A 19,712-nucleotide genomic window follows, 5' to 3' on the forward strand; every position below is an offset into this window, starting at 1 on the left:
CGACGCTTTTATCGCCCCTGGAGTTTCCATGAAGTTATCCATGCCACGATTTGATCAGGCCCCTGTCCTGGTGGTCGGCGATGTCATGCTCGACCGTTACTGGCATGGTGGTACCTCACGGATTTCCCCTGAGGCGCCGGTACCGGTAGTCAAGGTCGAGCAAATCGAGGACCGCCCGGGTGGTGCCGCCAACGTTGCGTTGAACATTGCCGCCCTCGGCGCACCCGCCTCGCTGGTCGGCGTGACCGGCGACGATGAAGCTGCCGACAGCCTGGCCAATAGCCTCAAGGGCGCTGGCGTGCGGGCGTTGTTCCAGCGCATCGCGCACCAGCCGACCATCGTCAAGCTGCGGGTCATGAGCCGTCACCAGCAACTGCTGCGTATCGACTTCGAAGAACCCTTCGCCACCGACGCCCTGGCGTTGGGCGCGCAAGTCGACGAATTGCTCGAAGGCATCAAGGTGCTGGTGCTGTCCGACTACGGCAAAGGCGCGCTGAAAAACCATCAGGCGCTGATCCAGGCCGCCCGTGCCCGTGGCATTCCGGTGCTGGCCGACCCAAAGGGCAAAGATTTCTCGATCTACCGGGGTGCGAGCCTGATCACTCCGAATCTCAGTGAGTTCGAAACCATCGTCGGTGGTTGCGCCGATGAGCACGAGCTGGTGAGCAAGGGCGCGCAGCTGATGCACGATCTCGACCTCGGCGCCTTGCTGGTGACCCGCGGCGAACACGGCATGACTCTGCTGCGTCCGGACCATCCGGCACTGCACCTGCCGGCCCGTGCCCGTGAAGTGTTCGATGTGACCGGTGCCGGCGACACGGTCATTTCCACCCTGGCGGCCGCCATTGCCGCTGGCGAAGAACTGCCTCACGCGGTGGCCCTGGCCAACCTGGCGGCGGGCATTGTGGTGGGCAAGCTCGGTACGGCGGCCATCAGCGCGCCGGAACTGCGTCGCGCTATCCAGCGTGAGGAAGGATCGGAGCGCGGGGTGCTCGGCCTTGAGCAGCTGTTGCTGGCGGTCGATGATGCGCGTGCGCATAAAGAGAAGATCGTCTTCACCAACGGCTGCTTCGACATTTTGCACGCCGGCCACGTGACCTACCTAGAGCAGGCACGAGCTCAGGGCGATCGCTTGATCGTTGCGGTCAACGACGATGCGTCGGTCAGCCGCCTGAAAGGTCCGGGCCGTCCAATCAATAGCGTCGACCGTCGCATGGCTGTACTGGCAGGTCTGGGCGCCGTGGATTGGGTGATCAGTTTCGCCGAAGGCACCCCGGAAAACCTGCTGCGCGAGGTCAAGCCGGATGTGCTGGTCAAGGGTGGGGACTACGGGATCGAGCAAGTGGTCGGCGCGAACATCGTGACCGCTTACGGCGGGACGGTGAAAGTGCTGGGGCTGGTGGAAAACAGCTCGACCACAGCGATAGTCGAGAAGATCCGCAATAACTGACCCTGTATGATCGTTCCCACCAGAGCGTGGGAACGATCAAGCTCAAGAGCTGACTTTTTTACGGGGCACGATTTTCTTCAGCAGTTGTTTTGCTTTTCCCCGCAACCGCGCCAGACCCGAATCCTTCCCCGGCGGGCTCAAGCCCTGTTGCCGCACCCAATCCTTCCAGCGAATCCGCTCATCGCGCACCAGCCAACCTTCCTGCTGGGCGAAACTCTCTGCCAGATACAACCCGCGAGTACTCGCCGGGTACAGCTGATCCTTTTTCAAGGTATAGAGTTCAGCCATCGGTTGGCCGTCCTGCAGCGGCATCAAATACAAATCGGGACGCTTGCGATCGAGACGGGCCACCAGTTGATCACCTTCCAGTCGTTCGTCGACGTGAAACAAACTCAAGGATTTGGCTTCCTTGGGCACGTCCAGGCGCAAGTCATAGATCAATTGCAGCGAGGCCGTCGGCAAATGCACGTAAGCCCACGGGCGTTCGATCAACTGCATCTTGGCGCAACGCACTGGCCGCGCCGAACCAGACAGCGGCGTCAGGCGAAACGGCAAAGCCTCGCGATAATGCAGGGCGGACGAGTAGGGCGCCGGCAGCCAAGTGTCGTTGAAGCGCCCGCCGAGCCAGCCTTCCGGCGTTTCCAACAGGCATTCTTCGGCAATCTCCTGGATTGCCGTGTGCAGCGGCAGGTTCAGCTCATGGGCCGGCACGTAACCGGAGATCAGCTTGAGCACCACATCGCCCCGATCCTGCCGACGCTGACGCACCAGCACCCAGTAATCGCGATTTTGCCAATGCAGGGTCAGGCGCACAGAGACCCCGAGATTGGCCAGCTCAAGCGAAAACCGCTGAGTGTCGGCTACCGTCACCGGGCGGCGACGTTGCAGGGTCTGGGAGAAATTGAGCGGCATCCCGACGCTTTGATAACTCAGGCCTTCGGGAGTCGCTTCGACGAATAACGGCAGGGTCTTGAAGTTGCTCGGGTTCTTTCTTATGAGCGTACGCGGCATGTCGGCTCCTGCTTAAGGCCGCGTGGGCGGCATCAGTTTCTACGTAGGACCTGGGCAACGGTCGCGACGTTATGGGCGAGGTGCAGCGGATTGATGGTCCCGACAATAGCACTGGCAACACCCGGATGTTCAAACAACAACTCGAAGCTTGCACGCACTGGGTCCACGCCCGGACTCAGGCAGACGTGGCCGCTGGCGAGGGCTTTTTTGACCAGAATGGCTTTGCCGTGAGCAGCAGCATAGTCAATGACCGGCTTCTCGTTCTGTTCGTTCAGATTGTAGGTGACCATGGCGCAATCACCTTGTTCCAGAGCCTTCAAACCGCCTTCGACGGTTTTGCCGGAAAAACCGAAGCCGCGAATCTTGCCCTCGCTCTTCAGCGCCGCGAGAGTCGCATAGACTTCGCTGTCGTTGAGGATCGCCAGGTCGTTGCCGTCGGAGTGCACCAGCACCAGGTCGATACAATCCGTTTCCAGGCGTTGCAGGCTGCGTTCCACCGACAATCGCGTGTGGGCGGCGCTGAAATCGTGACTCGACTGGCCGTCGGTAAACTCTTCGCCGACCTTGCTGACGATCACCCAATCCTGACGCTGCCCACGCAGCAACGGGCCGAGGCGCTCTTCGCTGCGGCCATAAGCCGGGGCAGTGTCGATCAGGTTGATGCCCAGGTCGCGCGCGAGGTTGAGCAGCATGCGCGCTTCGTCGTCATCGGGAATCTGGAAACCGTTGGGGTATTTCACGTCTTGGTCACGGCCGAGTTTTACCGTGCCCAGGCCCAGCGGCGAAACCAGCAAGCCGGTGTTGCCCAGTGGGCGATGCAGATCGTGCAGGGTCGGTTGGCTCATGGCAGCAGTTGCTCCCAGGCAGGGACGCCCATCGGCGGTTTTGGCAGGTCGGGCAGCGGCGTCGAGTGGCTTGGCTGGATGCCGTCGCGCTGCAAGGAGGCGATGACCCGGTCGGCGAAGTCTGGCGCGAGGGCCAGTTTGGTCGGCCAACCGACCAGCAACCGACCCTCTTCGACAAGAAATGCGTTGTCGGGGCGAGTCAGCCCCGATTGTAGCGGCTCGGCGCGATCCACTCGCAAGGTCGCCCATTGCGCCGTGCTCAGGTCGATCCATGGCAGCAACTGGCCGAGTTCTTTCTGCGCCGTGGCGATTTGTGCCGCGGGTTCACGAGCGACACCTTCTGCTTCGGCGATATCGCCGCCCAAGTACCAGACCCATTGGCCATCGGCGGCCGGATGGGTGGTGACGGTAATGCGCGGTTTGGTGCCGCCGCCCAGGCAGTGGGCGTACAGCGGTTTGAGGCCCGGGCCTTTGGCGATGATCATGTGCAGCGGCCGGCGTTGCATGGCGGGCTGGCTCAGCCCCAGGGTTTCGAGCAACGCCGCCGTACCGGCCCCGGCGCTGAGCACGATGCGCTGGGCGCGGATTTCGCGCTCGTCAACTTTGAGGCCAACCAGAACGCCACCTTCCAGCAACGGTTCGATTTTCTGGCCGGCGAGCAAACCATCACCCGCCAGATCGGCCAAGCGCTGAATCAGGCTCGGCACGTCGATCACCAGTTCTGCCAATCGATAGACCTTGCCCTTGAAGCGCTTGTCTTGCAAGGCGGGTGGTAGCTGCTCACCCTTGACCTGATCGACACGGCCGCGCACCGCTTTGCTGGCGAAGAAACTGGTGAGGTTGCCGGCGATCGTACCGGGGGACCAGAGGTAATGGGCTTCGGACAACAGGCGCACGCCGGTCAGATCCAGCTCGCCGTCACCGGCCAGGGCTTCACGCCAGCGCCGAGGCATGTCGGCGATGGCTTCCGACGCACCGGTCAGGGCGCCATGCAACGCGTACTTGGCGCCGCCGTGGATGATGCCCTGAGACTTCACGCTCTGCCCGCCGCCGAGGCTGGCGCTTTCCACCAACACGGTCGAAAAACCCTGGCGGTGCAGGCGCGCATTCAGCCAGAGGCCGGCGACACCAGCGCCGACAATCAGAACGTCGGTGGAAATAACGGATGGCATGCAGCGACCTCAGTGTTCAAGACGAGGGCGCAGTATACAGACTCGAAGATTGGAGGGGCTGATGCACCTGTGGGAGCTCGCCCCCACAGTGGATTGGCTACGCGCTTAATGGCCGGCGGTTTTGGAGAACAGTTGAATCACCACCACGCCCAACACAATCAGCGCCATCCCCAGCATTGCCGGCACATCCAGTTTCTGCCCGTAGATAAACAGCGCCGCCACACTGACCAGCACGATTCCCAGGCCGGCCCACACCGCGTAAGCGATGCCCACCGGAACGCTGCGCACCACCAGCGTGAGCATCCAGAAGGCGATGCCGTAGCCGACGATGACCAACAACAGTGGCAGTGGGGTGCTGAAGCCTTTGACCGCTTTCATCGAAACGGTGGCGATCACTTCTGCGCAGATGGCGATGGCCAGGTAGTAGTAAGCGGTCATGGGTGCATCCTCGTGTGAAGTGTTGCTTTATGAGGTCGGCATTCTAGAGGTTCTCCAGATGCGGTAAAGTCATTACCTATCTGTTCTGAAGATGGGTTTAGCCATGAATATGCAATGGAATCTGGAGCAGCTGCGGCTGTTTGTCAGCGTGGCGGAGCAGCGTTCGTTTTCAGCGGTGGCGCGGGATCAGCGCAAGGCGCAGTCGGCGGTCAGCAGTTCGATTGCGCTGCTCGAAGAGGACCTGGGCGTCAGCCTGTTCGACCGCAGCAGCGGTCGCCAGCCGAAACTCACCGAGGCCGGTAACGCATTGCTGGACGAGGCGCGGGAAGTGCTGCGCCAATGCGAACGCCTTAACGGCCGGGCGCTGGCAATGATGCGCGGCCAAGAGGCTCGTTTGCGTGTGGCCCAAGATGAGGCGATGCCCTATCAGCCGATTATCGAAAGCTTCGAAGCCCTGGCTCAGCAATTTCCCAGCCTTGAAGTGCAGCTGACCAGCGCCGCCCAGGGCGATGTTGCGCGCAAACTGGTGGAACGTCGGGCCGATCTGGGGCTGCTGTTTTATCACGACCAGATTCCCGAAGCGCTCGAGCGGCGGGTGTTGGGCAGCGTCGAAATGGTCACGGTGTGCGGCGTCGGCCACCCACTGGCGAAACAGGCTCAGGTCGACTGTCAGCAACTGGCGCAGCATCGACAGTTGCTGATGTCCACACAGTCCAGTGTCTATCCCGGAAGCGAGCCCGCCAGCCCGCAAGTCTGGCGGGCCGACAGTTTTTACGTGATGGCTGAATGGCTGGTGCGCGGCCTCGGCTGGGCCTGGCTGCCGCGACACGTGGTGCAGTACCCGGCGTATCAGAATTTGATGGTCGAACTGGTCAGCGAATGGACCCCGCCGGCGCTGGTGGTGGAGCTGGTCTGGCGCCGCGATGAACCTCTGGGGCCGGCGGCTCGTTGGTTGGCGGAACGTTTTGCCGTGCACTTGCAGGCGATCGGCGAAAAAACCGATAAACTCCGCCGCCATGAATAGAACTCTCTACACCGCGCTGTTTTACCTGGGGCTGCCATTGGTAGCGATTCGGCTTTGGCTGCGGGCGCGCAAGGCGCCGGCGTACGCCAAGCGCATTGGCGAACGTTTCTCCCTTGGACTGCCGGTGATGAAGCCCGGCGGCATCTGGGTGCATGCGGTGTCGGTGGGCGAAAGCATTGCCGCGGCGCCGATGATTCGTGCCTTGCTGCAACGTTATCCACAGTTGCCCATTACCGTGACCTGCATGACCCCGACCGGGTCCGAGCGAATCCAGGCGTTGTTCGCCAACGAACCGCGAATCCAGCACTGCTATTTGCCTTACGACTTGCCGTGCGCAGCGAAGCGATTCCTTGATCGGGTCCAGCCGAAACTGGCAGTGATTATGGAAACCGAGCTCTGGCCGAACCATATCCATCAATGCGCCAGGCGCGGGATTCCCGTGGCACTGGCCAATGCGCGACTGTCCGAACGTTCGGCCAAGGGCTATGGCCGCTTCGGCAAACTGACTCAGCCGATGCTCGGGGAGATGAGCCTGTTCGCGGTGCAGACCGAGGCCGAGGCCCAGCGCTTCCGCGAGTTGGGCGCGCGCCTGGAAACGGTCAAAGTGACCGGCTCGATCAAATTCGACCTGACCATCGACCCGGCACTGCTCCAGCGTGCCGCCGAGTTGCGTACGCAATGGCAGGCCCAGGAGCGTCCGGTGTGGATCGCTGCCAGTACCCACGAAGGCGAAGACGAGGTGGTGCTGGCGGCTCATCGCCAGTTGCTGGCCAATCATCCTGATGCGTTGCTGATTCTGGTGCCGCGTCATCCGGAGCGATTCAATTCGGTGTTCGAGTTGTGTCAGCAACAGGGTTTCGCCACGGTGCGTCGGTCCACTGGCGACCCGGTCACCACGCAGACTTCGGTGCTGGTGGGCGACACCATGGGTGAGTTGCTGTTTCTGTATGCCTTGGCTGACAGCGCTTTTGTGGGCGGCAGTCTGGTGCCGAACGGCGGGCACAACCTGCTGGAACCGGCTGCTCTGGCCAAACCGGTGTTGAGCGGGCCGCACCTGTTTAACTTCCTCGAAATCGCCGCGCAGTTGCGCAGTGCCGGGGCGTTGCAGGAAGTAGAGGATGCCGAAGGTCTGGCGCTGGCGGTGCAGCGATTGTTCGAATTGCCGCGCGATGCGCAGCGGATGGCGGAGGCGGGGCTGAAAGTGATGCGCACCAATCAGGGCGCTTTGCAGCGGTTGTTGGATGGGTTGGGGCGGTTGATCGACCGTTAGATCGAGTCGTCGGAAAAAAAGATCGCAGCCTTCGGCAGCTCCTACATGGGATTGATGTACACCCTGTAGGAGCTGCCGAAGGCTGCGATCTTTTGCTTTTACGGCCGGGCTTTGAGCTGATCCGCCGCTGCCTTGGCTAGGTCCGGCGGCAAAAAGTCCTTGTCCGGGTTGTAGTCAGCCTTGAGATAACGCGCCAGGTCCTGCAAATCCCCCGGGTTCAAGGTGCCGGCGGCCTGTTTCAAGCGCAGGTTGTCGAGGATGTAGTCGTAGCGAGTGTTGTTGTAGTCGCGCACCGAGGTGTACAGCTGACGCTGCGCATCCAGCACGTCGACGATGTTTCGCGTACCTACCTGATAACCGATTTCGGTCGCTTCCACGGCGCTCTGGTTGGAGATGATCGACTGCTTGCGCGCTTGCACCTGTTCGACGTCGGTGTTCACCGCGCGGTGCAGATTACGGGTGTTTTCCACCACCTGCCGACGCAGGGATTCGCGTTGCTGTTCGGTTTGATCAAGGCGTGAGTACGATTCGCGCACCTGGGAGTTGATCAGGCCGCCGCTGTAGATCGGGATATTCAGTTGCAGACCCACCGTCGTTTGCTCGACGTTGCCACTGTAAGGCTGACCGAAGGCGTTCGGGTTGCTGAAACCCATGGCGTCGTTGTCGCCCTTCTCGTATTTCGCCACGGCGTCGACGGTGGGCGCGTGGCCGGCCTTGCGCTGCTTGAGCGTTTCTTCGGCAGCGCTGACGGCGTAGTTGCTGGCCAGCAAATTCAAGTTCTGCCTGGCGGCCGTATCGACCCAGGATTTGGCGTCGTTCGGTGCCGGCGGCAGAATCGGCAACGTGTGGACGATGCCCTGAATCGAGTTGTACTGACGGTTGGTCAGGGTGATCAGGGCTTCGAACGCATCATCCACCTGGCGCTGCGCGACGATCCGGTTGGCCCGCGCGGTGTCGTAACTGGCTTGCGATTGCAGCACGTCGGTCTTGTCCGAAAGGCCGACGTCGAAGCGCTCGTTGGACTGATCGAGCTGGCGTTTGAACGCCGCTTCTTCAGCCTTGGTCGAGGCGAGGGTGTCCTGGCTTCGCAACACGTTGAAGTAGCTTTCGGAGGTCTGCAGAATCAGGTTCTGCTCGGTCGCCGAGAGTTGCAGTGCAGCCTGTTCGTTGACGTCTTTGGCGGCCTGATACTGGAACCAGCGATCGGCACGGAAAAGTGGTTGGGCCAGGGTCGCCTGATAGGAATGGGCGCTGCGATTGGCAACGGCCGAGGGCTGGTCGATCGAGGTGCGCACGTTGGCCACTTCGGCACCGCCAGAGAGGTTCGGCAGCAGCCCGGCGCGGGCCTGGGGTACGACTTCTTTCTGCGCGCCGTACTGAGCGCGAGCGGCAGCCAGGTCGGCGTTGTTGTCCACCGCTTCCTGGTAGACGCTGACCAGATCGGTTTTGGTCGATAAGGGCGCTTCTGCTGCCCAGGCCATTCCATTGGACGCACAAGACACGGCAAGGGCCAGTGAGAGTTTGCGCAGCATGAGGCCTTCCCTAAAAAATTACGCTGATAATTTGAACGCCAAAGGTACGGCGCAGCGCCATACAGCGTCAAGGCGCGGCACAGCGTAGCGAGTGTAGTTGTGCGCGCGAACGGCAACAATCCGTTAATTGCGCCATTCATCATGGTGTTTACCGCGGTGTTGGCGTTCTTTGGCAGTTGTGTCTAGACTGGCCGGGTTCTTGTCGGGGTGCCTTGCTATGAGGCTGAGATCGAATAATTTCGGATCCCGTTGAACCTGATCAGGTTAGCGCCTGCGTAGGGAACAAGATTTCTCGTCACCCGGCGAGTCCTCTTGTGCTTCGTCCGGGATGTTGTTCGACAATCGAACACCCCTCGAGCACTGAGCACAGCACCCGCTAGTTTTCTAGCGACGCGTGCGTCCATTCGTTTACAGGTTCGCTCCGACAAAAAATCCACTGCCTGGATGTGTCTGGAGAGCCCGTGATGACTACAAAACCAAAAATCGCAACCAACCTGAGTGACTCGGCCAAGGTCGATCAGCAATCGGTTCAGCCTTTTACTCGCTCGCAAAAAATCTATGTTCAGGGCACTCGCCCGGACATCCTCGTGCCGATGCGCGAAATCAGCCTTGATGTGACCCCGACCGACTTCGGCGGTGAGATCAACGCGCCGGTGGTTGTGTACGACACCTCCGGCCCGTACACCGATCCCAACGTCATCATCGACGTGCGCAAAGGCCTGGCCGATGTGCGTTCGCCGTGGATCGAATCCCGTGGCGACACTGAGCGTCTGTCGGGTCTGAGTTCCAACTTCGGCCAGGAACGTCTCGCCGATGCGGAGCTGACCAAGCTGCGTTTCGCTCACGTGAATAACCCGCGCCGGGCCAAGGCCGGTGCCAACGTCAGCCAGATGCACTACGCCCGCAAAGGCATCATCACTGCCGAGATGGAATACGTCGCCATCCGCGAGAACATGAAGCTTGAAGTGGCTCGCGCCGCTGGCCTGCTGGACCAGCAACACGCCGGTCACAGCTTCGGCGCCAGCGTGCCGAAAATCATCACCCCTGAATTCGTTCGTGAAGAGATCGCCCGCGGTCGCGCAATCATTCCGGCCAACATCAACCACACCGAACTGGAACCGATGATCATCGGCCGTAACTTCCTGGTGAAGATCAACGGCAACATCGGCAACAGCGCATTGGGTTCGTCCATCGAAGAAGAAGTGGCGAAACTGACCTGGGGCATTCGCTGGGGTTCGGACACGGTCATGGACCTGTCCACCGGCAAACACATTCACGAAACCCGTGAGTGGATCATCCGTAACTCGCCGGTGCCGATCGGTACTGTGCCGATTTATCAGGCCCTGGAAAAAGTCGGCGGCGCTGCCGAAGACCTGACCTGGGAGCTGTTCCGCGACACGCTGATCGAACAGGCCGAGCAGGGCGTCGATTACTTCACCATCCACGCCGGTGTGTTGCTGCGCTACGTGCCGCTGACCGCCAAACGCGTGACCGGCATTGTTTCCCGTGGCGGTTCGATCATGGCCAAGTGGTGCCTGGCGCACCACAAAGAGAACTTCCTCTACACCCATTTCGAAGACATCTGCGAAATCATGAAGGCCTACGACGTCAGCTTCTCGCTGGGCGATGGCCTGCGTCCGGGCTCGATTGCCGACGCCAACGACGCTGCACAATTCGGTGAGCTGGAAACGCTCGGCGAGCTGACCAAGATCGCCTGGAAGCACGATGTGCAATGCATGATCGAAGGCCCGGGCCACGTGCCAATGCAGTTGATCAAAGAGAACATGGACAAGCAGCTGGAATGCTGCGACGAGGCGCCGTTCTACACCCTCGGCCCGCTGACCACCGACATCGCACCAGGCTACGACCACATCACCTCCGGCATCGGTGCGGCAATGATCGGCTGGTTCGGTTGCGCGATGCTGTGCTACGTGACGCCGAAGGAGCACTTGGGCCTGCCGAACAAGGATGACGTGAAGACCGGGATCATCACCTACAAGATCGCCGCGCACGCCGCCGATCTGGCGAAGGGGCATCCGGGTGCGCAGATTCGCGACAATGCCTTGAGCAAGGCGCGTTTCGAATTCCGTTGGGAAGATCAGTTCAACCTGGGCCTTGATCCGGACACCGCGCGTTCGTATCACGATGAAACCCTGCCGAAGGATTCGGCCAAGGTCGCGCATTTTTGCTCCATGTGCGGGCCGAAATTCTGCTCGATGAAAATCACCCAGGAAGTCCGCGAATACGCGGCCAACCAACGGATCGAAACCGTCGATGCCGAAGTCGCCCAGGGATTGGCGGAACAGGCTGAGCGGTTCAAGCAGGAAGGCAGTCAGCTGTACAAGAAGGTTTGATCTGACCCGCAGCGCCGCTCTGGCGCTGCTCTTGTAGGAGCGAGGCTTGCCCGCGAAGACGGTGTATCAGTCAACATCAATGTTGAATGTGATTACGTCTTCGCGGGCAAGCCTCGCTCCTACAAGTGTGCGGTTACAAAAATAATGTCCCTCTGAGATAACACCCTTGAGCATTCAACCCAGCACTTATTCCCCTGATATCGCGGTGCCCACCGACAAACGTGTCTTCGGTGGTCGCGATCTGTTTTCCCTGTGGTTCTCTCTCGGCATCGGCTTGATGGTCCTGCAGACCGGTGCATTGCTCGCGCCAGGTCTGGGTCTGTCCGGCTCGTTGCTGGCCATTTTCCTCGGCACCCTGGTTGGCGTTCTGTTGCTGGCCGCCGTTGGCGTGATCGGCAGCGACACCGGTCTGTCGTCGATGGCCGCGCTCAAACTCAGCCTCGGTGCAAAAGGCGCGAGCCTGCCGGCCGTGCTGAACCTGCTGCAACTGATCGGTTGGGGCTCGTTCGAAATCATCGTCATGCGCGACGCCGCCAGTCTGCTCGGCGCGCGGGCGTTCAGTGAAGGCAGTCTGCTGTCGAATCCGCTGCTCTGGACCGTGTTCTTTGGCGGTTTGGCAACCTTGCTGGCTATCAGCGGCCCGCTGACGTTCGTGCGGCAGATCCTGCGCAAGTGGGGTATCTGGCTGCTGCTGGCCGCGTGCATCTGGCTGACCTGGAACCTGTTCGCCAAAGCCGATCTGGCCGCGTTGTGGGCGCAGGCCGGTGATGATTCGATGTCGTTCGCCGTGGGCTTCGACATTGCCATCGCCATGCCGCTGTCGTGGTTGCCGCTGATTGCCGACTACTCACGTTTCGGCAAGCGTGCGAAAAACGTGTTCGGCGGCACGGCGCTGGGCTTCTTTATCGGTAACTTCTGGCTGATGAGTCTCGGTGTGGCTTACACCCTGGCATTCGCGCCGAGCGGTGAAGTGAATGCCTTGCTGTTGGCATTGGCCGGTGCCGGTCTGGGGATTCCGCTGCTGCTGATCCTGCTGGATGAGTCCGAAAAAGCGTTCGCTGACATTCACTCGGCGGCCGTTTCCAGCGGGATTCTGTTGCGCTTGAAAGTCGAGCATCTGGCGCTGGTCATCGGTGTGATCTGCATCCTGATCGCCTGTCTGGCACCATTGGTCCAGTACCAGAACTTCCTGCTATTGATCGGTTCGGTGTTTGCGCCGCTGTTTGGCGTGGTGCTGGTGGATCACTTCATCCTGCGCAAGCGCGGTGCTCTTGTGGCGTCAGCCGCATTGCGCTGGCCGGCGCTGCTCGCCTGGTTGGGCGGCGTGAGCACCTATCATTTGCTGGCTAATCTGTATCCGGACATCGGTGCAACCCTGCCGTCACTGATTCTGGCAGGGCTGCTCCAGCTGGTGCTGGGTCGAGCCTTCAGTTACGGCCAGGGAACAGCTCGGGCTTGAGAATGCCGTTCAGACGAGGGTAAGGAATCTTCAGTTCGACGTGACCCAGCGCGTAAGGCGCGATGGTGCTCACTTCGTACTTGAGGATCACCCCGCCGTAGGTCAGCGCCACGTTCTGGGTTTTCACGAATGGCCAGCTCTTCACAAACTCCGGCTCCTGATCGAGCTTGGTGCTGATCAGCCAGCTGTTGTGCGCCACCTGCGCGGCTTTCCAGAATGCCTCTTCCTGCCCAGGCACCAACATGTCCGACAGTGTCAGCACCTTGTGTTGCTGGCGTGAGTAGTTGATGAAGCTGCGGCCCGGCGTGCCATGGGCACCGCCGGTGTCCAGGTAGCTGGAGAACTCAACGATCACCAAGCCGTCATGCTGCTCACGTACCTTGGCTTGCAGGTAACTGCTGTAGCGCGGGCCGGCACTGCTCAAAAATTGCTCGCGATACGCTGCCAACGTCGGCGCCACTGGGGCGTCGGGCGAGGTGCGGGTCATTTGCAGCAGGCGTTTTTCGAGGATGCCGTCCAACTGCGGTTCGTCTGGGAAACGCAGCGTATCAATGTTTACCAACGGGCAATCAGGCGTGGTGCAGCCAGGTTTCAACTGTTCCGATGCATCGCGGGTGGTTTCCAGCGGCGCCCGGTAGTTGGGTTGGAACAAACTCTGGCACGCGCCCAGAGTCAGGGCGATTGCGGCCACGGAGGCGATTTTAAAAAGCGACATGGGCGTCCTTCATAAAACAGGGAAAGGCGAAAAGTTACCCGCTTCGACTGTCAGCGGAGTAATCAGTTCGCCACTAAGCTAATTAGAGTTGTTTACAGCCCTGCCGTCTATCCCGCTGTCTGGAAAGGGGCTGCATCAAACGCCGCGGGCGCGTTAGGATGGCGCGAAGTCGAGGTTGCAAGTAACAAAAAGGAACCTCGTAACGGATTTTCAGTAAGAGGATTGTCATGACTGATTTTGCCAACGCCATTCCGGCCACCGTTGAGATCGTTCGGCGCGAAAGGTGCTACGAGGGCTTCTACAAGCTCGATCGCGTGCACTTGCGCCACGAATTGTTCGCCGGTGGCATGAGTCGCGAGATCAATCGTGAAGTGTTTGTTCGCCACGATGCGGTGTGCGTTCTGCCTTACGATCCGCAACGTGACGAAGTGGTGTTGATCGAGCAGTTTCGCGTCGGTGCCATGGGCAAAATCGACAATCCATGGCTGATCGAACTGGTCGCTGGTCTGATCGACAAGGATGAAGAACCGGAAGCAGTTGCTCACCGCGAAGCGCAGGAGGAAGCTGGGCTTGTGTTCGGGGCGCTCTGGCCGATGACCCAATATTTTCCATCGCCGGGCGGCAGCAATGAATTCGTGCATTTGTACCTGGGGCGCTGCGACAGTACCGGGGTTGGCGGCTTGCATGGGCTGGAGGAAGAAGCAGAAGATATCCGCGTCACGGTCTGGGCCTTTGAAGATGCCCTGCAGGCCGTACGCGACGGACGAATTGCCAACGCGGCCAGCATCATTGCTTTGCAATGGCTTGCTTTGAACCGCGCTGAAGTGAGGGGGTTATGGTCGTAAATAAACTTCGCGATCGCTATCGGGTCGACCTTGTGGGGTTGCAAGCCTCCTGCGAGGCCAACTACGCGCGCCTGATGCGACTGCTACCGGACATGCGCAACGAGCCGCAGGCGCGGCGCATTGCCATGACCCACGGCGACCAGATGCTCGGCGTGCTGGCCCTCGAAGTGCTGCAGGTCTGTCCGTACACCACGACCTTGCAAGTGCGCCAGGAACATAGCCTGCCGTGGTTGCCGGTGCCGCAACTGGAAGTGCAGGTCTATCACGACGCATGCATGGCCGAAGTGGTCAGCGCCGAACATGCGCGACGCTTTCGCGGCATCTATCCTTACCCGAATGCCTCAATGCATCAGCCGGATGAAAAGGCCCAGCTGAATATGTTCTTGGGCGAATGGCTGAGCCATTGTCTGGCGTGTGGGCATGAGTACGCGGTTGTACGCTGAGTGCACTAGTTGTGAACTGCGTCAGGTTCACAGGTTTCCCCTTTTGATCGTCCCCCAGCATAATTGCGGCATTCATCCAATCCCGTGATTCAACCCTGGGAGAACGCCTTGCCGAGCGTATCCACATTAACCACCGCCGATTCGGCGTTGCTGGTGCAACTCTCCGACAGTCATCTGTTTGCCGAGACAGACGGGACGTTGTTGGGCATGAATACCCGCGACAGTCTGCAAAAGGTCATCGAGCTGGTGCGGGTTCAGCAGCCGCAGATTGATCTGATCATCGCCAGCGGTGATTTGTCTCAGGACGGGACGCTGGAGTCCTATCAGCTGTTTCGCGACCTGACCCGGCAGCTCGATGCGCCGGCGCGCTGGATACCCGGCAATCACGATGAGCCACAGATCATGGCCGAAGCGGCCGTGCAGAGTGCATTGCTGGAGCCGGTGGTGGATGTCGGTAACTGGCGCGTCACGTTGCTCGATTCGGCCGTGCCGGGTTCGGTGCCGGGGTATTTGCAGGACGAGCAGCTGCAATTGCTGGCCCGTTCGTTGAGCGAGGCGCCGCAGCGGCATCATCTGGTGTGTTTCCATCATCATCCGGTGTCGATCGGGTGTGCGTGGATGGAGCCGATCGGGTTGCGTAATCCTGAGGCGTTGTTTGCGGTGCTCGATCGTTTTCCGCAGGTTCGCGCTGTTTTGTGGGGGCATGTGCATCAAGAGATCGACCAGGTTCGCAATGGCGTGCGTTTGATTGCTTCGCCTTCGACCTGTATCCAGTTCGAGCCGGGCAGTGATGATTTCAAGGTGAGTGACGAAGCCCCTGGGTACCGCTGGTTGCGGCTTTTGCCGGATGGCCGTCTCGAAACCGGCGTGGAACGCGTCACCGGGTTCGACTTTGAGGTCGATTACGGTTCCAACGGCTACTGACAAAGCCCTGTAGGAGCTGTCGAGTGCAACGAGGCTGCGATCCTTTGACTTTGTTTTAAAAGCAAGATCAAAAGATCGCAGCCTCGTTGCACTCGACAGCTCCTACAGTAAACTGCGCCTCTTTACCCGACGCACAGGGAGCTCAAATGTCCGGTTCGATCCTATATATCCACGGTTTCAACAGCGCGCCCGCCTCCAAAAAGGCCTGTCAGTTGATCGATGTGATGGAGCGTCTGGGCTTGAGCGATCAGTTGCGCGTTCCGGCCTTGCATCACCATCCCCGCGAGGCCATCGGTCAGCTAAACAAGGCGATTGAGGAGCTGGGGCGGCCACTGCTGGTCGGCAGCTCACTCGGCGGCTACTATGCGACTCACTTGGCCGAGCGCCATGACCTCAAGGCCCTGTTGATCAACCCTGCCGTCAGCCCACACCGGATGTTCGACGGGTATCTTGGGATGCAGAAAAACCTGTATACCGATGAGGCCTGGGAATTGACCCACGACCATGTGACGGCCCTGGCCGAGCTGGAAGTGCCGGCGCCCCAGGACCCGCAGCGGTATCAGGTGTGGTTGCAGACCGGCGACGAAACGCTGGACTACCGCCTCGCCCAGCAGTACTACCGGGCCTGTGCCTTGCGCATCCAGGCCGGCGGTGACCATAGTTTCCAGGGTTTTGCCGCGCAACTTCCGGCAATGCTGAGTTTTGCCGGCATCGGCGCAGATTTGTATCAGGTGATCGATTTCACTGCACTGTGATTCGTCGCCTCTTTTCCACAGAACACTTTTATAGAAGACGGACGACGAGACCCCATGGCCACTCCCAGCGCTAGCTCTTATAACGCAGACGCCATCGAAGTCCTCTCGGGCCTCGACCCGGTGCGCAAACGCCCCGGCATGTACACCGACACCAGTCGGCCGAACCACCTCGCCCAGGAAGTCATCGACAACAGCGTCGACGAAGCCTTGGCCGGGCATGCGACCTCGGTGCAGGTCATCCTGCACGCCGATCATTCCCTGGAAGTCAGCGATGACGGCCGCGGCATGCCGGTGGATATCCACGCCGAAGAAGGCGTGTCGGGTGTCGAGCTGATCCTCACCAAGCTCCACGCGGGCGGCAAGTTTTCCAACAAGAACTACCAGTTCTCCGGCGGTCTGCACGGGGTGGGTATTTCCGTGGTCAACGCCTTGTCGAACGAAGTCCGGGTGCGCGTCAAGCGTGATGGCAACGAATACCAGATGACCTTCGCCAATGGTTACAAGAAAACCGAGCTGGAAGTCATTGGCACTGTCGGCAAGCGCAACACCGGTACCAGCGTGTTTTTTGCGCCGGACCCGAAGTACTTCGATTCGCCGAAATTCTCCATCAGCCGCCTCAAGCACGTGCTCAAGGCCAAGGCCGTTCTGTGCCCCGGGCTGCTGGTCAGTTTTGAAGACAAGGCCACCGGCGAGAAAGTCGAATGGCATTACGAAGACGGCCTGCGTTCCTACCTGGTCGACGCGGTCAGTGAATTCGAACGCCTGCCGGACGAACCGTTCTGCGGTAGCCTGGCCGGTAATAAAGAAGCGGTTGATTGGGCGCTGTTGTGGTTGCCGGAAGGTGGCGACAGCGTGCAGGAAAGCTACGTCAACCTGATCCCGACGGCTCAGGGCGGTACCCACGTCAACGGTCTGCGACAGGGCTTGCTCGACGCGATGCGCGAGTTCTGCGAATTCCGCAGCCTGCTGCCGCGCGGCGTGAAACTGGCGCCGGAAGACGTCTGGGAACGCATCGCGTTCGTCCTTTCGATGAAGATGCAAGAGCCGCAATTCTCCGGCCAGACCAAAGAGCGTCTGTCGTCCCGTGAAGCGGCCGCGTTCGTTTCCGGTGTGGTCAAGGACGCGTTCAGCCTGTGGCTCAACGCCCACCCTGAAACCGGCATGCTGCTGGCGGAGCTGGCGATCAACAATGCCGGCCGCCGTCTGAAGGCCAGCAAAAAGGTTGAACGCAAGCGCATCACCGCAGGGCCAGCGCTGCCGGGCAAACTCGCTGACTGCGCCGGGCAAGACCCAATGCGCTCTGAACTGTTCCTGGTCGAAGGTGATTCCGCCGGCGGTTCGGCCAAGCAGGCGCGGGACAAAGAGTTTCAAGCGATCCTGCCGTTGCGTGGCAAGATTCTGAACACCTGGGAAGTCGACGGCAGTGAAGTGTTGGCCAGCCAGGAAGTGCACAACATCGCCGTGGCTATCGGTGTCGATCCGGGCTCGGCGGACATCGCCCAGCTGCGTTACGGCAAGATCTGCATCCTCGCCGACGCCGACTCCGACGGTCTGCACATCGCCACCTTGCTGTGTGCGTTGTTCGTCCAGCATTTCCGCCCGTTGGTGGATGCCGGTCACGTCTACGTCGCCATGCCACCGCTGTATCGCATCGACCTGGGTAAAGAGATTTACTACGCCCTGGACGAAGCCGAACGCGATGGCATCCTCGATCGTCTGGTGGCCGAGAAAAAACGTGGCAAGCCGCAGGTCACGCGATTCAAAGGTCTGGGTGAAATGAACCCGCCGCAGTTGCGCGAAACCACCATGGACCCGAACACTCGGCGTCTGGTGCAGCTGACGCTTGAAGATTACGACGCTACAGCAGAAATGATGGACATGCTGCTGGCGAAGAAACGCGCGGGTGATCGCAAATCCTGGCTGGAATCCAAAGGCAACCTGGCCGAGGTTCTTGGCTGATGCGGGTTGGCTTTGCCCTGGCGTGTGCGTTACTGCTGACCTCGGTGACGGCGTTTGCCAAACCGGTGCCGGAACTGCGCTTGTTGTCCGAGCATCCCGTAGACGGTATGCGCGGCGGCAACCTGTCGGGACTGGCCCAGTGTGGCAAGGATATGTGGACGGTGTCCGATCGCGATGATGATCAGATTTACCGCCTCGATACCCGCGATACCGTCTGGCAGGCTGAAACCGTGGGCATCGACGTACCTGCGGTGCCTAACAGCGATTTGCCCTGGGGGCTGCGTTCTCGGACCTGGGTGGCGTCGTTTGTCCGGGGCGGGGATCTGGATTTCGAAGGCATCGCCTGCGACAGCGCGGGTAATCGCTACATCGTCAGCGAATCCCATGCGGCGGTTCTGCAAGTGCCGCCCGTTGGGCCGACGTCCTGGCTGAAGATCTCGCCGATGCTGGTCCGCGAAGCACGGGCCAGTGGCATGCTGTTGCACTTCAATGCGCTGTTCGAGGGCCTGGCGATCAATCCGGGGGGTGATCAGTTGTGGCTCGCCGCCGAGCGTCAAAGTCGTGGATTGCTGCTGATCAAGCGCAAACAGACGGTCTGGGATTGCGATGGGGGTTGCGTGTTGGTGAGCGAAGCGGGGAAAGAAATGCAGCCGGCGCAGTTTCCCCGAGCCAAAGCGGTATCTCGGGACTTTTCCGATCTATCGCTGTTCGACGGCAAGCTGTTCACCCTTGAACGCAACGCTTACCAGATCTGCCGCCGTGATTCGGTGACGGCCAAGGTCGAGCGCTGCTGGTCGTTTGCCGATGAAGCCCTGCAGGCGCATCGCCGTTATTCAGATCCCTACGGCCTGACCGAAGCGTTGGTTATCGACGCAGAGGGAGCGTGGATCGGTACCGACAACAACAACGATGCTCGCGCCGATGGCGAGAAACGCCCGATCGTCTGGCGCTTTGCCGCGCCAGAAGGTGGCTGGAGTGCCAAGCCATGAGTCAGCAGCCACCGGGCAAACGCGCCGGTCGAGTGTTTATGGTGCTGGCCTGGTGCGCGGCGCTGTTTCTGGCCACCCGGTTTTTCGGCCAGTGGGAAGCGCATCAGCAGAACCCTAATGTCGTGGTCAGCACGGAGCAGGGTGAAGGTTTTATCGAAGTGAAACTGGCAAGCAACAGTCAGGGGCACTTCGTCGCCAGCGGCCAGATCAACGGCCAGCCGGTGGATTTCATGCTCGATACCGGAGCGACCGACGTGTCAGTACCGGCGGAAATGGCCGAACGGCTGAAACTGGAAAAAGGTTTCGGGGTGACCCTGAGCACGGCCAATGGGCTGACCCAGGGCTATCGAACCCGCATTGACCGGCTGCAACTGGGCGACATTGTGCTGCGTGATGTGCGCGCCCTCGTCGTGCCAGGCCTGGATGGCAAACAAGTGCTGCTCGGTATGAGCGCGCTGAACAGACTTGAATTTACCCAGCGCGGTGGCACCATGCTGCTGCGCCAGACAACGAACCGATGAGGCCCG

The 19,712-nt window shown here is 60.4% G+C and carries 18 protein-coding genes and 1 riboswitch; of the genes, 12 read left to right on the top strand and 6 right to left on the bottom strand.

What is annotated here, in order from left to right; all coding sequences use genetic code 11:
- Positions 1 to 28 precede the first annotated feature (28 nt).
- The gene (gene hldE, locus ACYZTU_RS03700) at positions 29 to 1,450 is read left to right on the top strand and encodes a bifunctional D-glycero-beta-D-manno-heptose-7-phosphate kinase/D-glycero-beta-D-manno-heptose 1-phosphate adenylyltransferase HldE (protein WP_461968106.1); all 1,422 of its coding nucleotides are present in this window, start codon (positions 29 to 31) and stop codon (positions 1,448 to 1,450) included.
- 42 nt (positions 1,451 to 1,492) lie between these two features.
- Here hldE and ACYZTU_RS03705 read toward each other — a convergent pair whose 3' ends face one another.
- The 4 genes from ACYZTU_RS03705 to ACYZTU_RS03720 all read right to left on the bottom strand — a co-directional run bounded on the left by ACYZTU_RS03705 (position 1,493) and on the right by ACYZTU_RS03720 (position 4,916).
- Positions 1,493 to 2,461 (bottom strand): metal ABC transporter ATPase, encoded by a 969-nt coding sequence (locus tag ACYZTU_RS03705; protein ID WP_461968108.1) that lies wholly within the window; start codon positions 2,459 to 2,461, stop codon positions 1,493 to 1,495.
- Positions 2,462 to 2,493: 32 nt separating this feature from the next.
- Positions 2,494 to 3,306 (bottom strand): aldo/keto reductase, encoded by an 813-nt coding sequence (locus tag ACYZTU_RS03710; protein WP_461968109.1) that lies wholly within the window; start codon positions 3,304 to 3,306, stop codon positions 2,494 to 2,496.
- Entirely contained in the window at positions 3,303 to 4,478 is a 1,176-nt protein-coding gene (locus tag ACYZTU_RS03715) for an NAD(P)/FAD-dependent oxidoreductase (protein ID WP_461968111.1), read from the bottom strand. Before ACYZTU_RS03715 ends, ACYZTU_RS03710 begins: the two co-directional genes overlap by 4 nt.
- 105 nt (positions 4,479 to 4,583) lie before the next feature.
- Positions 4,584 to 4,916 carry a DMT family transporter gene (locus ACYZTU_RS03720; protein WP_461968113.1) on the bottom strand — a complete coding sequence of 111 codons (333 nt, stop codon included), beginning with the start codon at positions 4,914 to 4,916 and terminating at the stop codon, positions 4,584 to 4,586.
- A gap of 103 nt (positions 4,917 to 5,019) precedes the next feature.
- On the opposite strand from ACYZTU_RS03720, the gene ACYZTU_RS03725 reads away from it, so the two are divergent.
- Both ACYZTU_RS03725 and waaA read left to right on the top strand, forming a co-directional pair.
- The gene (locus ACYZTU_RS03725) at positions 5,020 to 5,940 is read left to right on the top strand and encodes a LysR family transcriptional regulator (RefSeq protein WP_461968115.1); all 921 of its coding nucleotides are present in this window, start codon (positions 5,020 to 5,022) and stop codon (positions 5,938 to 5,940) included.
- Entirely contained in the window at positions 5,933 to 7,210 is a 1,278-nt protein-coding gene (gene waaA, locus ACYZTU_RS03730) for a lipid IV(A) 3-deoxy-D-manno-octulosonic acid transferase (RefSeq protein ID WP_461968116.1), read from the top strand. The genes ACYZTU_RS03725 and waaA overlap by 8 nt, the downstream gene beginning before the upstream one ends.
- Before the next feature lie 98 nt (positions 7,211 to 7,308).
- On the opposite strand, the gene ACYZTU_RS03735 is transcribed toward waaA, so the two are convergent.
- Complete coding sequence (locus ACYZTU_RS03735) at positions 7,309 to 8,742, bottom strand: TolC family outer membrane protein (protein ID WP_461968118.1); 1,434 nt, start codon at positions 8,740 to 8,742, stop codon at positions 7,309 to 7,311.
- Positions 8,743 to 8,935: 193 nt separating this feature from the next.
- A riboswitch (TPP riboswitch) is annotated at positions 8,936 to 9,041 on the top strand.
- A gap of 165 nt (positions 9,042 to 9,206) precedes the next feature.
- Between ACYZTU_RS03735 and thiC the strand changes: the two genes are divergently transcribed.
- The gene (gene thiC, locus ACYZTU_RS03740) at positions 9,207 to 11,096 is read left to right on the top strand and encodes a phosphomethylpyrimidine synthase ThiC (RefSeq protein ID WP_461968120.1); all 1,890 of its coding nucleotides are present in this window, start codon (positions 9,207 to 9,209) and stop codon (positions 11,094 to 11,096) included.
- A gap of 166 nt (positions 11,097 to 11,262) precedes the next feature.
- The gene (cytX, locus tag ACYZTU_RS03745; protein ID WP_461968121.1) at positions 11,263 to 12,555 is read left to right on the top strand and encodes a putative hydroxymethylpyrimidine transporter CytX; all 1,293 of its coding nucleotides are present in this window, start codon (positions 11,263 to 11,265) and stop codon (positions 12,553 to 12,555) included.
- Here cytX and ACYZTU_RS03750 read toward each other — a convergent pair.
- Positions 12,524 to 13,270 (bottom strand): RsiV family protein, encoded by a 747-nt coding sequence (locus ACYZTU_RS03750; protein WP_461968122.1) that lies wholly within the window; start codon positions 13,268 to 13,270, stop codon positions 12,524 to 12,526. The genes cytX and ACYZTU_RS03750 overlap by 32 nt on opposite strands.
- Before the next feature lie 227 nt (positions 13,271 to 13,497).
- On the opposite strand from ACYZTU_RS03750, the gene ACYZTU_RS03755 reads away from it, so the two are divergent.
- The 7 genes from ACYZTU_RS03755 (at position 13,498) to ACYZTU_RS03785 (ending at position 19,706) form a co-directional block, all read left to right on the top strand.
- Positions 13,498 to 14,115 (top strand): NUDIX domain-containing protein, encoded by a 618-nt coding sequence (locus ACYZTU_RS03755; RefSeq protein ID WP_461968123.1) that lies wholly within the window; start codon positions 13,498 to 13,500, stop codon positions 14,113 to 14,115.
- On the top strand, positions 14,106 to 14,558 hold the full coding sequence (locus ACYZTU_RS03760) for a DUF1249 domain-containing protein (protein WP_449646196.1): 453 nt from the start codon (positions 14,106 to 14,108) through the stop codon (positions 14,556 to 14,558). Before ACYZTU_RS03755 ends, ACYZTU_RS03760 begins: the two co-directional genes overlap by 10 nt.
- Before the next feature lie 108 nt (positions 14,559 to 14,666).
- A complete protein-coding gene (cpdA, locus tag ACYZTU_RS03765) occupies positions 14,667 to 15,482 on the top strand; it encodes a 3',5'-cyclic-AMP phosphodiesterase (protein WP_461968125.1) in 816 nt (271 codons plus the stop codon).
- 146 nt (positions 15,483 to 15,628) lie between these two features.
- Positions 15,629 to 16,237, top strand: coding sequence for a YqiA/YcfP family alpha/beta fold hydrolase (locus ACYZTU_RS03770; protein WP_461968127.1), 609 nt, complete (start codon positions 15,629 to 15,631; stop codon positions 16,235 to 16,237).
- 54 nt (positions 16,238 to 16,291) lie between these two features.
- Complete coding sequence (gene parE / locus ACYZTU_RS03775; protein ID WP_282376659.1) at positions 16,292 to 18,196, top strand: DNA topoisomerase IV subunit B; 1,905 nt, start codon at positions 16,292 to 16,294, stop codon at positions 18,194 to 18,196.
- Complete coding sequence (locus ACYZTU_RS03780) at positions 18,196 to 19,185, top strand: esterase-like activity of phytase family protein (protein WP_461968129.1); 990 nt, start codon at positions 18,196 to 18,198, stop codon at positions 19,183 to 19,185. Before parE ends, ACYZTU_RS03780 begins: the two co-directional genes overlap by 1 nt.
- Positions 19,182 to 19,706: a retropepsin-like aspartic protease family protein gene (locus tag ACYZTU_RS03785; RefSeq protein ID WP_461968130.1), complete on the top strand. Its 525-nt coding sequence runs from the start codon at positions 19,182 to 19,184 to the stop codon at positions 19,704 to 19,706. The genes ACYZTU_RS03780 and ACYZTU_RS03785 overlap by 4 nt, the downstream gene beginning before the upstream one ends.
- Positions 19,707 to 19,712 lie beyond the last annotated feature (6 nt).

This window comes from Pseudomonas sp. HLT2-19-2, from assembly GCF_054898005.1.